At 59.7% G+C, this 15,482-nt stretch carries 14 protein-coding genes; all 14 read right to left on the bottom strand.

What is annotated here, in order from left to right:
* Positions 1–13: 13 nt before the first annotated feature.
* Positions 14–1,300 carry a phosphopyruvate hydratase gene (eno, locus tag MOMUL_RS11085; protein WP_062284939.1) on the bottom strand — a complete coding sequence of 429 codons (1,287 nt, stop codon included), beginning with the start codon at positions 1,298–1,300 and terminating at the stop codon, positions 14–16.
* 20 nt (positions 1,301–1,320) lie between these two features.
* On the bottom strand, positions 1,321–2,838 hold the full coding sequence (gene gpmI, locus MOMUL_RS11080) for a 2,3-bisphosphoglycerate-independent phosphoglycerate mutase (RefSeq protein ID WP_084785608.1): 1,518 nt from the start codon (positions 2,836–2,838) through the stop codon (positions 1,321–1,323).
* Positions 2,839–2,880: 42 nt separating this feature from the next.
* Positions 2,881–3,633 (bottom strand): triose-phosphate isomerase, encoded by a 753-nt coding sequence (gene tpiA / locus MOMUL_RS11075; protein ID WP_062284936.1) that lies wholly within the window; start codon positions 3,631–3,633, stop codon positions 2,881–2,883.
* A gap of 19 nt (positions 3,634–3,652) precedes the next feature.
* Positions 3,653–4,834, bottom strand: a complete 1,182-nt coding sequence (locus tag MOMUL_RS11070; protein ID WP_062284934.1) for a phosphoglycerate kinase — start codon at positions 4,832–4,834, stop codon at positions 3,653–3,655.
* 122 nt (positions 4,835–4,956) lie between these two features.
* Positions 4,957–5,964 carry a type I glyceraldehyde-3-phosphate dehydrogenase gene (gap, locus tag MOMUL_RS11065; RefSeq protein WP_062284932.1) on the bottom strand — a complete coding sequence of 336 codons (1,008 nt, stop codon included), beginning with the start codon at positions 5,962–5,964 and terminating at the stop codon, positions 4,957–4,959.
* A 229-nt stretch (positions 5,965–6,193) separates the two neighbouring features.
* The gene (gene rpoN, locus MOMUL_RS11060) at positions 6,194–7,582 is read right to left on the bottom strand and encodes an RNA polymerase factor sigma-54 (RefSeq protein WP_062284931.1); all 1,389 of its coding nucleotides are present in this window, start codon (positions 7,580–7,582) and stop codon (positions 6,194–6,196) included.
* A 40-nt stretch (positions 7,583–7,622) separates the two neighbouring features.
* Entirely contained in the window at positions 7,623–8,222 is a 600-nt protein-coding gene (locus MOMUL_RS11055; protein WP_062284929.1) for a DUF1405 domain-containing protein, read from the bottom strand.
* Between the two features lie 28 nt (positions 8,223–8,250).
* Positions 8,251–8,796, bottom strand: coding sequence for an acyltransferase (locus MOMUL_RS17665; RefSeq protein ID WP_062284927.1), 546 nt, complete (start codon positions 8,794–8,796; stop codon positions 8,251–8,253).
* Entirely contained in the window at positions 8,768–9,703 is a 936-nt protein-coding gene (gene whiA / locus MOMUL_RS11045; protein ID WP_062284925.1) for a DNA-binding protein WhiA, read from the bottom strand. Before whiA ends, MOMUL_RS17665 begins: the two co-directional genes overlap by 29 nt.
* A gap of 53 nt (positions 9,704–9,756) precedes the next feature.
* Positions 9,757–11,097 (bottom strand): gluconeogenesis factor YvcK family protein, encoded by a 1,341-nt coding sequence (locus MOMUL_RS11040; protein ID WP_062284923.1) that lies wholly within the window; start codon positions 11,095–11,097, stop codon positions 9,757–9,759.
* 8 nt (positions 11,098–11,105) lie between these two features.
* Entirely contained in the window at positions 11,106–12,005 is a 900-nt protein-coding gene (rapZ, locus tag MOMUL_RS11035) for an RNase adapter RapZ (protein WP_062284922.1), read from the bottom strand.
* 23 nt (positions 12,006–12,028) lie between these two features.
* Positions 12,029–12,763, bottom strand: coding sequence for a PHP domain-containing protein (locus tag MOMUL_RS11030; RefSeq protein WP_062284920.1), 735 nt, complete (start codon positions 12,761–12,763; stop codon positions 12,029–12,031).
* A 3-nt stretch (positions 12,764–12,766) separates the two neighbouring features.
* Positions 12,767–13,579: a Cof-type HAD-IIB family hydrolase gene (locus tag MOMUL_RS11025; RefSeq protein ID WP_062284919.1), complete on the bottom strand. Its 813-nt coding sequence runs from the start codon at positions 13,577–13,579 to the stop codon at positions 12,767–12,769.
* Complete coding sequence (gene uvrC, locus MOMUL_RS11020) at positions 13,551–15,392, bottom strand: excinuclease ABC subunit UvrC (RefSeq protein ID WP_062284917.1); 1,842 nt, start codon at positions 15,390–15,392, stop codon at positions 13,551–13,553. The genes MOMUL_RS11025 and uvrC overlap by 29 nt, the downstream gene beginning before the upstream one ends.
* Positions 15,393–15,482 lie beyond the last annotated feature (90 nt).

Raw genomic sequence — 15,482 nt, 5'->3', positions numbered from 1 at the left:
TTCCTAAAGGATGCTACTTCCTCAGGTTGTAGAAGGCCTTCAGGCCCGGATAGAGGGCGGCGGCGTCCAGCTCTTCTTCTATGCGCAGGAGCTGGTTGTACTTGGCCACCCGGTCGGTACGGGAGGGGGCGCCGGTCTTGATCTGGCCGGCGTTGACGGCCACCACGATGTCGGCGATGGTGGTATCTTCCGTTTCCCCGGAACGGTGGGAAACGACGGCCGTGTAGCCGGCTTTCTTCGCCATCTCAATGGCTTCCAGGGTTTCCGTCAGGGTACCGATCTGGTTCACCTTGATGAGTATGGCATTGGCCGCACCCATCTCTATGCCGCGGCGCAGGCGTTCCGTATTGGTAACGAAGAGGTCGTCGCCCACCAGCTGGACTTTATGGCCCAGGCGTTTGGTAAGGTTCTGCCAGCCCTCCCAGTCGTCCTCAGCCAGGCCGTCTTCGATGGAGATAATGGGGTACTTCTCTACCAGATCGGCCCAGAATTCGATCATCTCCTCGCTGGTGCGGGTGACGCCTTCGCCGGCAAAGACGTATTTGCCGTCCCGGTAAAGCTCCGTGGAAGCCGGGTCCAGGGCAATAAAGCAATCCTTGCCCGGCTCGTAGCCGGCTTTGGTAATAGCTTCCAGGATGACCTCGATGGCCTCTACATTTGAACGCAAGTTCGGGGCAAAGCCGCCTTCATCGCCGACAGTCGTACCCAGCCCTTTACCCTTCAATACGGCCTTCAGGCTGTGGAAGACCTCGGCGCCCATGCGCAGGGCCCCGGCAAAGTCGCCGGCGCCGGCGGGCATGACCATGAACTCCTGGATGTCGACGTTGTTATCGGCATGCTTGCCGCCGTTTAAAATGTTCATCATGGGCACCGGCAGGGTATGGGCGTTGACCCCGCCCAGGTAACGGTACAGGGGCAGGCCCAGGGCATCGGCTGCCGCTTTGGCCACGGCCAGGGAAACCCCGAGTATGGCGTTGGCCCCCAGCTTGCTCTTGTTGGGGGTGCCGTCCAGCTCGATGAGCTGCCGGTCTACTTCCCGCTGGTCCAGGGCATCCATGCCCACCAGTTCCGGGGCGATGATGGCATTGACGTTGTTGACGGCGTCCAGGACGCCTTTACCAAAGTAGCGCTTTTCGTCTTTATCCCGGAGCTCTACGGCTTCATAGGCTCCCGTGGAAGCTCCCGAGGGTACGGCCGCCCGGCCCCACCCGCCGCCTTCCAGGAATACCTCCACCTCTACCGTGGGGTTGCCGCGGGAGTCGAGGATCTCCCGGGCGTAGATATCGTTGATAATGGTCATTGGCTAAGAACACCTCCGTGTCAATTCGCTTTTTCTATCAAGCTTTTCCCGGTCATTTCCGCCGGCTGGGGCAGCCCCAGGATGTCCAGTACCGTTGGGGCCACGTCCTCTAGGGCTCCTTCCCTTAAGGCAGCGTCCCGGTAGCCGGCATCGACCAGGATAAAGGGTACGAGATTGCTGGTGTGGGCCGTATGGGGCTCACCGCCGGGTTCCCGCATTTCTTCGGCGTTGCCGTGGTCGGCCGTCACCAGGAGGGGCGCCCGGCGTTCCTCCATGGCCGCGGCAATGCGGCCGAGACACTCGTCCACCGTTTCCACGGCAGCAATGGCCGCTGCCAGGTCGCCGGTATGGCCGACCATGTCGGGATTGGCAAAGTTTAGAACAATAAAGTCATACTTGTCCAGGCGTTCCAGGACGGCGTCCGTAACTTCCCGGGCGCTCATGGAAGGTTTTTGATCATAGGTGGCCACCTTTGGTGAAGGGATGAGCAAGCGGTCTTCGCCGGGGAAAGGTTCTTCCACGCCGCCGTTAAAGAAAAAGGTGACGTGGGCGTACTTTTCCGTCTCGGCAATACGCAGCTGCTTCAGGCCGTTGCTGGCTATGACCTCGCCCAGGACATTGGTCAAAACCTGGGGCGGGAAGGCTACCGGCGCCGGGATGGTGACGTCGTACTGGGTCAGGCAGACAAACTGGATATCCAGGCGCCCGCCGGGGCGGTCAAAGGGTTCAAACTCCCTGTCCACAAAGGCCCGGGTCAGCTGCCGCGCCCGGTCGGCGCGGAAGTTAAAGAAAATAACGCTGTCTTTGTCCCGGACCAGCGCCAGGGGCCTGCCTTCGCGGGTGATTACGGAAGGTTCCACGAATTCATCGGTAATTTCCCGGTCATAGGAAGCCTGGATGGCCGCCCCTGCCGAAGGGAACTGGTGCCCTTCTCCCACTACCAGGGCCCGGTAGGCCCGCTCCGTCCGCTCCCAGCGCCGGTCCCGGTCCATGGCATAGTAACGGCCCATGATGCTGGCGATGGCCCCTATCCCCCGCTGCCGGCACTCTGCCTCCACCTGCTCCAGGTACCCGGCGGCACTGGCCGGGGGCACGTCGCGGCCGTCCAGGAAAGCGTGGATGTAGACTTGCTCCAGTCCCTCCCTTTTGGCCAGATCCAGAAGGGCATACAGGTGCTCCAGGTGGCTGTGGACGCCGCCGTCGGAGACCAGGCCCATTAAGTGGAGGGCGCCGCCCCGTTCCTTTGCCGCCCGCACGGCCTTGAGGAGCACTTCATTGGTAAAAAAGGAACCGTCGCGGATGGCCCGGCTTATGCGGGTTAATTCCTGGTAGACAATGCGGCCGGCGCCAATATTCAAGTGGCCGACTTCGGAATTGCCCATCTGGCCTGCCGGCAGGCCCACGGCTTCCCCGGAAGCCTGGAGGCGGGTATGGGGGTATTCGGCCAGCAGCCGGCGGTAATTGGGTAAACGGCCCTGGCTGATGGCATTACCTTCCCCCGGGTGACCCAGGCCGAAACCGTCGAGGATCATTAGCATTAAAGGTCGATTAACATTTACCAAGATGATTTCTCCTGTTCCCTACTTTTGTTGGTAATTGACTATGGCTGCAAAGGAAATGGCGTCCAGGCTGGCGCCCCCTACCAGGGCGCCGTCTATATCGGGCTGGGCCATGAGCTCGGTAATATTTTCGGGCTTGACGCTGCCGCCGTACTGGATGCGGGTGGCCTTCGCCTCTTCGCCATACATGGCCCTTAAAGTTTCCCGGATAAAGGCGATGACCTCCTGGGCGTCAGCTGCCGTAGCCGTCCGGCCGGTGCCAATGGCCCAGACGGGTTCATAGGCCACCACCAGGGTTTCCACCTGGCCTGGTACCAGCCCCTTTAAACCCTCCCGGACCTGGCGGCGGACCACGTCCAGGGTCTTACCGGCTTCCCTTTCGGCCAGGGTTTCGCCGACGCAGACGATAGGGACAAGACCGTGGCGCAGGGCGGCATGGAGCTTTTTATTGACTGTGGCATCGGTCTCGCCAAAGTACTGGCGTCGCTCGGAATGACCAATAATGACATAACGGCAACCCAGATCCTTCAGCATGGGGCCGGACACTTCACCGGTATAGGCGCCCCAGTCTTCCCAGAAAAGGTCCTGGGCGCCTACCGAGATATTGGAACCGGCAGCAGCATTGACCGTTGCCGCTATAGCCGTGAAAGGCGGGCAGACGACCACTTCCACGCCGGTGGTGCCTACCAGGGGCCTTAGCAGGGTAACCAGCTCCCTGGCCTTTTCAGTAGTATTATGCATCTTCCAGTTGCCGGCAATAATCGGTCGGCGCAAGCGAATCCCTCCCCTCGCCCTATTTCTCCGTCAGGGCCACTACCCCGGGAAGGGCCTTGCCTTCCAGGAATTCCAGGGAGGCGCCGCCGCCGGTGGAGATATGCCCAATTTTTGCCGCCACACCCATCTTTTCTACCGCCGCCACCGAGTCCCCGCCGCCGACGATGGTCATGCCGTCCACGGCCGCTACAGCCCGGGCCACAGCCTCGGTGCCGCGGGCAAAGGGTTCCATTTCAAAGACGCCCATGGGCCCGTTCCAGACGACGGTCCGGGCACCGGTCAAAGCATTGGCAAACTCCTGCGCCGTTTCGGGGCCGATATCCAGGGCCATCCAGCCGTCGGGGACGGCGCTTGCAGCCACTACCTGGTGGGGGGCATCAGCCTTGAACTCCTGGGCCACCACCAGGTCCCGGGGCAGCAGCATCTTTACCCCCTGCTGTTCTGCCTGGGCCATAAGCTCTTGCGCCAGGGGAACCTGATCCTCTTCCACCAGGGACTTGCCCATGGCATAACCTTTCGCCCGCAGGAAGGTATTGGCCATGCCGCCGCCGATAATCAGGGTATCCACCTTGGTAAGGAGGTTACGGATAACGCTGATCTTGTCGGATACCTTAGCCCCGCCGATAATGGCCACAAAGGGCCGTTCCGGGTCGGCCAGGGCCTTGCCCAGGGTTTCGATTTCCTTCTGCAGCAGGAACCCGGCCGCCGCGGGCAGGTAGTGGGCCACGCCTTCCGTGGAAGCATGGGCGCGGTGGGCGGCGCCGAAGGCGTCGTTGACGTAAAGGTCGGCCAGGGAGGCCAGCTTCCTGGCAAATTCAGGATCATTTTTCTCTTCTTCCGGATAAAAGCGCAGGTTTTCCAGCAGGAGAACCTCGCCGGGTTTTAGAGCCGCTACCGCGGCCTCAACTTCAGGGCCAATACAATCGTTGACTTTATGTACCGGCCGGCCGAGGAGGCCTTCCAGTTCTCTAGCCACCGGGTCCAGGCGCAGCTCTTCCTTGACTTTGCCCTTGGGGCGCCCCAGGTGGGACATGAGAATTACCCGGGCGCCGTGGTCAATGAGGTATTGGATAGTCGGCAGGGCCGCCCGGATGCGGGTATTATCCGTTACCCGGCCTGCCTCCAGGGGAACGTTGAAGTCGACCCGCACCAGGACGCGTTTATTATTGAGATCCAGGTCTTTCAAAGTTAGCTTGGCCACCAGTCATGCCTCCTTCAAAAATAGAAGTGGGAGATGGGCAGCAATTGTGCCTGACTACTTCCTCATTATACTACCCTAATTGCCCCGGCATGCGAAACGGCCGCCTTGCGGCGACCGTCCCTTTACAGCCCTTTAGCAGCCATAAAGGCCGCCAGGTCGACGACCCGTTTGGAGTAGGCCCACTCGTTATCGTACCAGGCTACCACCTTGGCCAGGGTGCCATCGATAACCATGGTGGACAGGGCATCGACAATGGAGGAACGCGGGTCGCCGTTGAAATCGCGGGAAACCAGGGGTTCTTCGCAGTAACCCAGGATACCCTGCATGGGACCCTCAGCTGCAGCCTTCAGGGCGGCATTGATGCTTTCTACCGTGGCCGGTTTTTCCAGGTCCACTACCAGGTCAACGACGGAAACGTTGGGGGTGGGCACCCGCATGGCCAGGCCGTTCAGTTTACCCTTCAGTTCGGGTAAGACCAGGCCGATGGCCTTGGCAGCGCCGGTGGTGGTGGGAATGATGGAAAGGGCACCGGCCCGGGCCCGCCGCAGGTCTTTATGGGTCAGGTCGAGGATGCGCTGGTCGTTGGTATAGGAGTGGGCGGTAGTCATCAGGCCCCTCAGAATGGTAAAGTTTTCATGCAGGACCTTGGCCACTGGGGCAAGGCAGTTGGTGGTGCAAGAGGCATTGGAAACAATATGGTGTTGGGCGGGATCATACTTGTCATTATTGACGCCCATAACGATGGTAATATCTTCGTTTTTGGCTGGGGCGGTAATTATGACCTTTTTGGCCCCTGCCTGGCGGTGGGCTGCCGCTTTGGTGGCATCAGTGAAGACACCTGTAGATTCAATGACAATATCTACGCCCAGATCCTTCCAGGGGAGTTTGGCCGGGTCACGTTCGGCGGTGACCTTAATGGAGCGGCCGTTAACAACGATACTGTCTTCCCTGGCCTCAACAGAAGCATTGAGACGACCATGGACTGAATCATACTTCAAGAGGTGGGCATTGGTCTGGACGTCGGTAATGTCGTTGATGGCTACAACTTCCAGTTCCGGTTTCTCCAGGGAAGCTCGGAACACCAGGCGGCCGATCCGCCCAAATCCATTAATACCTACTTTGACTGCCATTATGTATTACTCCTCCTTTATAAGATGTAAGAGGTAACCCTGTTTGTCTGGCGCAGGTTGACCCGGGTTCTTCCCACCTGCCATGCTTTATTTTATTATACCATAAAGTAACAGGCAATATAATGATATCGCTTGTACCATCATTCACTGTTCAACACAAATCGCCAAAATCCTCCTTTAGGAATAGACAGAATTAACCGCTACAGGGGGCGCCTGGCCCCCTGCAAGCCTAGTAACGTCTTCTTTTTGCAGCGGCGGGAATGCCCTGCTCGTCGCGGTACTTGGCCACCGTCCGCCGGGAAATCTTTATCCCCTGCTGCTGCAGGAGTTCCTGCAGCTGCTGGTCTGTGAGAGGATTGGTGGCATCTTCCCGGCTGATGGCTTCGGCAATCATTTTTTTGATACTTTCGGCGGCAGCAGCGCCGCCTTTTTTTTCCACACCACTGGCGAAGAAAAATTTTAATTCAAAGACTCCCTGGGGCGTCTGGACATATTTATTGGCCGTCGCCCGGCTGACGGTAGATTCATGGATGCCTAAGGATGCGGCCACCTGGCGCATGGTCAGGGGCTTCAGGTATTTTATACCTTTATCCAGGAATTCCCGCTGCTCTTGCACCAGGCAGTTGACCACCCGGTAAAGGGTCAGCCGGCGCTGCTCCAGGCTACGAATAAGCCAGGCCGCGGCATTGAGCTTGCTTTCTATGAAACGCCGGGTTGCCTCGTCGCAACTCCCCTCCTGGCGCATTAAGGCCTGGTAAAGGGGGTTAATACCCAGCCGCGGCATGGCCAGGTCATTGACCAGGACCACGTAATCCCTACCCACCCGCTCAATGATTACATCGGGTACGATATAGCGGTTCTCCTGGCCGCCGCCAAAGGAGCGGCCTGGCTTGGGGTCCAGGGTGCGGATATAATCAACCACCGCCTGGACGGCCGGGAGACTCATGTTCAGGCGCCGGGCAATACGGGTCAGCCGCCCTTCAGCAACATCGGTTAAAAAGTTGCGAATAATTTTTTCCGTTCCCGGGGGAGCATCTTCCCGCTGGCGCAGCTGGAGGAGAAGGCACTCCGTAAGGTTTCTGGCTCCCACCCCGGGGGGATCAAAATGCTGGATTAACTGCAGTACCCGCCAGACGGTCGCAGGGGAAACCTTTAAACAGGCGGCTGCTTCCTTCAGGCTAATCTTCAGGTAACCGTTGGCGTCTAAATTGCCGATTAAGAACGTCCCAATCTCCAGCTCGCGGGTTGTCGAGGCCGCTATTTTTAACTGGAGCAGTAAATGATCCTGCAGCGTAGGCTGGCCGGTCAGGAGGTTTTGGTGATTCCATTCCGGGCGTTCCTCCCGGGGAACGCTGACATAACCCAAATCGCTTCCGTCCTGGAAATATTCCTGCCAGTCAATTTCGAAAGGCTCATGATCATCTACCAGTTCATCATCGGCCGCGGCAACTTCTTCCTCGTCCCTTACTTCCAGTAACGGGTTTTCCTGGAGTTCCTGCTGGACGTATTCAGCCAGCTCCAGGGTGGAGAGCTGCAGGACAACAATGGCCTGGCGCAGTTCCGGCGTCATGATTAACTTTTGCGCCTGTTCCAGGTTAAGGCCTAAACGTTCGCGCATGACTCTCCTCCCCCTAATTTATACTATTCTTCCTTCCTGACTATTTTTCCTGCCCGCGGGACCAATTTATTGCCCGGGCCAGGTAAAAACTTAAGGCCAGGCTTAAGCCCGCAGCCGTTGCCCCGGCCAGGCTTTCCTGGCCGGGGCTGAAGAGGTAAGGGTGCAACCCCAGGCCATAGTCAACGAAGTCATTTAACCCCAGCCACAGGACCACCAGGGCTAACTGCCAGGGAGCGACCGGCCAGTGCCGCAGGAAGAGGAAGCCTTCGACCATCATCGCCAGGTGGGATAGCCACAGGCCGGCCTCTACCACCGTCACCCGGGCCCCTGCCAGCCAGTAGTCACTTATGATCACCATCGCCCACAGCCCGTATTTGATCACTGCCGTTGCTGCTACCAGCCGCAGCAGGCCGCTTTCCCGGCGGTAGAATGCCAGGATCATGGCCAGGGCAAAAAAGGTTGTCGCCAGGGGGCTGTCGGGGGTAAAGGGCCACCATATTAAAGGTGTACTGGCCAGTTGCTCCCGGTACCAGTAGTAACCATAAATAGACCCCAGGAGATTGATAACCGCCAGGGTAACCAGGAACCAGTTCTGGTAGGGCGCTTCCCAGAGAAGGTGTTTTAACCAGTTATTTCCCATTGTCTTCCTCCCTACCGGTCATCTCCTTTCAGGGAGCAGTTTCCTGTTCCAGAGAAAGAGGCGGCCCCGGGCGAGATGCCCGGGTATCACCATCCACCCTGCCTATCACCCGCGCCGGGACGCCGCCGACCATGGTCCCTGCCGGGACATCCCGGGTAACTACCGCTCCGGCACCAACAATGGCTCCATCGCCAATGCGCACTCCTGGTAAAATGGTGGCATTGGCTCCAATGAGAACCCAGGCGCCAATTTCCACTGCCCCCAGGCGGTAGGCGCGGGGTAAAAACTCGTGGGTCAGAATAGTGACATTATAACCAATAATACTCTCGGGGCCGATGTGAATGAGATCCGGCCTTAAGATATCCGGCATGGCCATAACCCCTATGGAAGCCGTCGGCGCTACATCCATCCCCACCAGGTGGCGTAAAAGCCAGCTTTTCAGGCGCAAAAAGGGTAAAAAGCGGCTGAGTTCAATCCAAAAAAAATTCCAGGCTACCCGCCAGAAGGGAGCAACCCGGCGCCAGGAGGCCATGGCGTTATGACCGTTAACAGGGTAGGTTGTCGTGCGCCGCATCTATTTCCCCCCTCCGGGCCCTCACCTGCCTGGTTAAGTGTTCCAGGCGGCGCAGGCGGTGGTTGACCCCTGACTTCCCTACCGGCGGTACCAGCATTTCCCCCAGTTCCTTTAAACTTGCTTCCGGGTGCTGGAGACGTAAAGCAGCTATCTCCTGCAGGCCGGCAGGTAATCCCTCCCAGCCCAGGGTGGCCACCAGGTAGCGGATATTTTCTGCCTGGCGTAAACCCGTCTCTACGGTCTTGCTCAAGTTGGCCGTCTCGCAGTTTACCAGGCGGTTGACCCGGTTACGCATTTCTTTAAAGATGAGGGCGTTCTCATAGGCCAGGACGGCACTATGGGCCCCCATGAGGCTTAAAGCCCGGACAATTTGCTCGCTGTCTTTCAGGTAAAGAACCAGCCCGCGCTGGCGCCGGCTGAGACGGGGCTGGAGCTCCAGCTGCTGCATAATGTCCTGGAGGCGGGCGGCTTCCTCGTCCCCTTCGAGGAGAAATTCCAGGTGATGGGTTGCCGACGGTTTATTGACGGAGCCGGTTACCAGGAAGGTACCCCGGAGGTAAGCGGCCCGGCAGCACTGGTACTCCGGCGCCCCGGTCCTGGCGGCCAGCCAGGCCTGCAATGCTTCTACCCCGGCCGGAGTTAAAACCTTAAAAACCGGCCGGCCTTTACCGCTCCGGCGCTCAGTTTGTACTTTGACCGGCAGGCCCAGCACCGCCCTGGCCAGGGAGTAAACCCTCCTGGCTATGGCCGCGTGGGTGGTTGCCAGCAGGATTACCCCCTCCCCCGGTAAACCGGCCAGGTTACCCTGGCGTAAAATGGCGACCAGTTCGGCCTCAGCGCAGCAGGGGCGCCGTTTTTTTACCCGGGCCAGTTCTTCTTTGGTTTCGAAGGAGAAGGATATCGCCATTAGCCCCACTCCGGAACATTTTATTACTGTACGGTTCATCCATCCGGCCCCGGTTAATGGGCCAGGTTACGAAACTTCTCCCGGACCAGGTATATAAGGCGCTGCCGGCGCCGGGAATGGTGGCGGTAAAACTCTTCCATTATCAGGCTTGCCAGGCGTTCAGGGTGGTGCCGGACCACATGGATCTCGTCCACCAGCCAGCCCGTACGCAGCTCAACGCCCATTCTAGCCACCCCCGGTCCATTGATCAGGACCGGGCGGGCCCCCTTTTCGCCGTATCGCCGCAGGGCACCACGGGAAATAGGGCCGCGATGGGCAATAACTACATCCACCAGGCCCGGGCCGCAGTGATCAATAATAGCCTGCAGGTGATCGGCCACCGTATAACCGTCAGTTTCCCCCGGCTGGGTCATGATATTACTGACGTAAAACACCGGTGCCGGGGACTGGCGTAAAGCCTCAGTCAAACCGCGCACAAGTAAATTGGGCAGGACGCTGGTATAGAGGCTCCCCGGGCCGATAATGATGGCATCGGCCCTGGCTATGGCTTCCAGGGCGGCGGCCGGCGGCTGGCAGGTGGCCGGCTGTAAAAACACCCTTTTAATCCGCTTGCCGGCCCGGGGGATATTGCTTTCCCCCAGGATGGTAGTACCGTCGGCTAGTTCGGCTCCCAGGACGACATGGCTGGTAGTGGAAGGAATAACCCGGCCGCCAACCGCCAGCACCCGGGCCAGTTCCTGGATGGCCCGGTCAAAATCGCCGGCCATATCCGTCATGGCCGCCAGCAGGAGATTCCCCAGGCTGTGGCCGGCCAGGCCCTCTCCCTGGTGGAAGCGGTAACTGAACAGTTCCTCCATAAGGCTTTCTGTATCCGCCAGGGCCACCAGGCAGTTACGAATATCCCCCGGTGGCGGGATTTTTAACTCCTGGCGCAGGCGGCCGGAGCTGCCGCCGTCGTCGGCCACCGTTACAATGGCCGTGAGATTCCGGGTGTATTTTTTCAGCCCCCGCAGGAGGACGGCCAGGCCCGTGCCCCCGCCGATAGCTACTATATGGGGACCTTTCGCCAGGTACTGGCGCCGGTAAAAAAGTTGCCAGAGGTTACTGGTATTGCCGGGGAACAGGACCTTAAAAACCGAACTGGCCAGGCGCTGGAGCCCCAGAATGATAAGGGCCACGCCCAGGCCGGCAGCCACCACCCCGCCCAGTAAAGGTGATCCCAGGGCCCCCAGGGTATGGAGGATAAACCAGGTAACGCCCCTTTCCGCCGAGGCTAATAAAGTAACCCCCAGGATAACTGTCAACCCCGAAACCAGCAAAAACAGGCCCAGGGCAGCCAGCAACAGCCAGCGTTTAATCTTTAAGCCCGGGTAAAGCCATTTTAAACCCTCCACCCGCCTGCCTACCTCCTGCTGCCGCTGCTCAGATAACGCACTACATCCCGGTGCTTGACTACTACGTCGTAATTATCGCCCCGGAGTATTTCTCCCAGTCTGTTGGCCAGGGTTACCGAGCGGTGCTGGCCACCGGTACAGCCAATGGCAATGACCAGGTGGGACTTGCCCTCCTGCTGGTAATGGGGGATCAGGAAGCGCAGGAGGGCGGCAAACTGTTCGATAAACTGCCGGGCCTCCGGGGCAGACATGACAAACTCGGCCACACAGCGATCATGGCCGGTAAAGGGGCGTAAGGCGGGGATATAAAAAGGATTAGGCAAAAAGCGCACATCCATAACCAGATCGGCATCCAGGGGGATGCCGTATTTATAGCCAAAGGAAATAATGTTAATCACCAGTTGCCGCCGGCTGTCGCCAAAAAGTTCGCTTACCTGCTCTTTAAGCTGGCGCGGCGTGAGTTCGGAAGTATCGATAATCTTGCTGGCCCGGCCCCGCAACTCTTCCAGGCGCCGCCGTTCGGCGATAATGCCTTCCAGAATCTGGCCGCCGCTGGAGAGGGGGTGACGGCGCCGGGTTTCTTTATAGCGCCGCACCAGGATTTCATCGGCCGCCTCCAGGAAAAGGATCTCGTAGGGGATACCCCGGCCATCAAGGTAGGCCAGGGCTTCCTCCAGGCCGTCGAAAAACTGGCCCCCCCGGATGTCCATTACCAGGGCTACCTTGTTTATCCCTTCCCCCTCTTTAGCGGGTTGCCCCAGGAGATCAACTAGCCCAGGTATCAGGGAGGGGGGCAGGTTGTCAACGCAGAAAAAGCCCAGGTCTTCCAGGCAGCGCACGGCCTGGGTCTTGCCGGCGCCGGAAAGGCCGGTTACAATGACGAGACGTGGATAGTTGCTTGCCGTCATACTCTCCCCTCCCTTAAAAAGCATCAATGACGCAAGTTTATTACCTGCTCCTGGGGTACCCCGGCGGCCCTCAGGAGTTCCCATCCCTCTTCCAGGCGGCCCACAGTGGCGGGCTGGTGGGCGTCGCTGTTGACGACAAACCTCACCCCGCAGCGGGCTGCCCGGGCCAGTTCTTCCGGCCGCTGGTAGAGGTGGCCGACGTTTACCTCCCACAGGGTGCCGGCCCGGGCACAGGCCAGGGCCAGGGGCTCAATATCCACCGGCATCCCCAGGCCCGGGTGGGTGAGGCAAAAGACAGGGTGCTTTTCCAGGGCCGCCATCAAAGCCCGCGTATTGGCCTCCACGGCCCTTTCGCGCCAGCGGCGGCTGCGCCCCTGGAGCTGGTTGGCCAGCACCAGGTCACGGGCCGCCGGCCAGTCCCGGGGCAGGACATAGGGATGGAGCCCCACCAGCAGGAGATCCAGCTGCCGGTAAACGGCGGCCGGGATGTCGATTTCCCCGTTTAAACCGACAATATTGGCCTCGGCCCCCACCAGCACCCGGATACCCGGGGACTCCCAGGTTGCCACTTTCCTTTTCAGGCGTAGGAATACGCCGGCGGCATTGACGCCCACACCGATATTGCACGGGCCGTGGTCAGTCAGGGCCACTTCCTCCAGCCCGGCCCGGCGGGCCGCCGCCACCATGTCCCTGGCACTGGCCCGGCCGTCGCTGCGCCGGGTATGCACATGATAATCAGCCCGGAAGGACTGGAGCAAAGTTCAACCTCCCAGGATAAATTTCTCCAGGGCCCGGGCAACGCCGCCGTCGTTATTGCTGCCGGTGACATAATCGGCGGCCGCCCGGACTTCCGCCGGGGCGTTGGCCATGGCCACCGCCAGGCCGGCATAGCGGAACATCTGGAGGTCGTTATAACTGTCACCAAAAACCATAATTTCTTCCGGCCGGATGCCCTCCCGTTCCGCCAGGGCCTGGAGCCCCCGGGCCTTGTTAACCTCTGGGTTGAGCATTTCCAGGTAATGGGGCAGTGACCGGGTGAGGTAAACCCCTTCCCCCACGTCCCGGCGGATGGCCGCTTCCAGGGGATCCAGTTCCGGGCCGTCACGGAGGGCGACGATCTTCAGGGGCTCTCTTTTCTCCTCCTGGAGAAAAGTTAGCATATCCTCCACCCGGTGTAAATCCACCCCGGCCCGCCGGGCATATTCTTCGTTCTCAGCCTGGATGCTTTCTACATAGAGCAGGTCATCCAGGTAAACGTTATAGGCATAACCAAATTCGCGAATGTGCTCGATTAAACACCGGGCCAGGGCTAAAGGAATAGTGCGCTCAAAAAGGATTGCCCCCGTCCCTGAGTGGCGCACCTGGGCGCCGTGGTAAACAATAAGCGGCAAATCCAGCCCCAGTTCCACGGCGTAGGGCCTGGCCGAACTGAACATGCGCCCCGTAGCCAGGGTTACGGTTATGCCCCTTTCCCGGACTCTCCTTATGGCTTCTTTAGCCCGTGGCTCAATAACTAAATCGTCGGTTAACAGCGTCCCGTCCAGGTCAAGGGCTACCAGCCGGATTCTCCCCATTATTTTTCCTCCCCAGGCCTTCCAGGATGCGGACCGCCACCGCCCGGTTCATCCCTTCTACGGCCATTAATTCGTCTAAAGTAGCTTCCCTTATTTTAGCAACAGACCCAAAATGGCGCAGCAGGGCTTTTTTACGTTTGGGACCTACTCCGGGAATGTCATCCAGTACCGAGCGGTAGGCGCCCTTTTCCCGTTTCTGGCGGTGGTAGGTAATGGCAAAGCGGTGTACCTCATCCCGCAGGTACTGCAGGAGCTGCAGGGCCCGGCTATCCCGGGGCAGGCGTACCGGTTCGTGGCTGCCCTCCCGGAACAACAGCTCTTCCTCCTTGGCCAGGGCAAAGGTAGGAATGGCCGCCACACCCATGGCCGCCATGACCTCCCGGGCGGCATGAAGCTGGCCCAGGCCCCCGTCAATAAGAACGAAATCCGGTAACTCGGCAAAACGCGGGTCCTGCCCGGCGGCGCGGCGGAAACGCCGGCTTAAAACCTCCTGGAGGGAGGCAAAGTCATTGGGGCCTTTGACCGTCTTGATCTGGAAGCGGCGGTAGGCCGAGGTCAACGGCCGGCCGTCCACAAAGACAGCCATGGCCCCCACCGGGCTGCTCCCCTGGAAGTTGGAAATATCATAGGCTTCCATGCGCCGCGGCAACCGCGGCAGGCCAAGGGCCTGTTGCAATTCCATCAGGGCCGCCTTGCCACCCTCCTCCTGGCGCCGGCGGGCCAGGAGGTGCTCCTGGAGGAGGCTGACGGCATTTTCATGGACCAGCTGCAGCAGCTTTAACTTGCTGCCCCGTTTGGGTACCTTCAACTCGACCCGGCCGCCGCGCAGCCGGCCCAGCCAGCGGGCGATGGTGGCGGCGTCATCCGGTTCGTCATGGAGGAGGATTTGCGGGGGAATTTCTACCCCCCGGCTGTAATATTCTTTCAGCAGGGCTGCCATAATTTCGCCCCGGGATAAGCCCTCTGTCCCCGTAAGGAAAAAATGGTCGCGGCCGATAACCTTTCCACCCCGGCTGAAGAAGATAAGGCCCAGGGCCGCTTCCCCTTCCCGGGCGAAAGCAACGGCATCGGCATCCTCCCCGCTGGCGGCAGCAAGTTTCTGGCGTTCGCAGACCTCCTGCACCGCCCGCAGCTGGTCCCTGAGCCTGGCTGCCTTTTCAAATTCCAGCCGTCCGGCGGCGGCTTCCATCTGTTCCTTTAATTCCTTGACCAGGGTGGTATGTTTCCCCTCCAGGAACAGGACAATATTGTCTACCGCTTCCCGGTAGGCCTCCGGGTTGACCTTACCGCTGCAGGGAGCCAGGCAGCGGTTAATATGGGCGTTGAGGCAGGGCCGGCTGCGGTGCTGCAGGGGCGTCTCCCGGCAGGTGCGAACCGGGAAAAGGCCGCGCAGGATTTTTAAAGTTTCCCGCAAAGCCCCCACGTTGGTGTAGGGGCCGAAGTAGCGGGAACCGTCCCGGACCAGGGAGCGCGTGATCTGCAGCCGGGGAAATTGTTCCTGGGTGGTTATTTTGATATACGGGTAGCTTTTGTCGTCCTTTAAACTGACGTTGTACCGGGGCCGGTGTTCTTTAATCAGGTTGCACTCTAGAATCAGGGCCTCGACTTCGTTATCCGTCAGGATATACTCAAAGTCGGCAATATGGCTGACTAAGACCTGCGTCCGCGGCGGGTGCTGGCCGCGGAAATAGGAGCGCACCCGGTTTTTCAGGGAAGCGGCCTTGCCGACATAAATGATCTCGCCTTTGGCATCGCGCATGAGGTAGACGCCGGGGTGATCCGGCAAGCGCGCCAGTTTCTCCTCCAGGTCCATGGTATCCCTTCTTCGAAAACAGCATACTTCCTGGCGGGGGTATGTCCCTCCGCCGCTCAGGAGCTACGCGCCGACAGGACAACGGCTCGG

The sequence above is a fragment of the Moorella mulderi DSM 14980 genome (assembly GCF_001594015.1).
GTDB classification, from domain to species: Bacteria; Bacillota; DSM-521; order Neomoorellales; family Neomoorellaceae; genus Neomoorella; species Neomoorella mulderi.
This window is presented reverse-complemented; position numbering and strand designations above follow the sequence as displayed.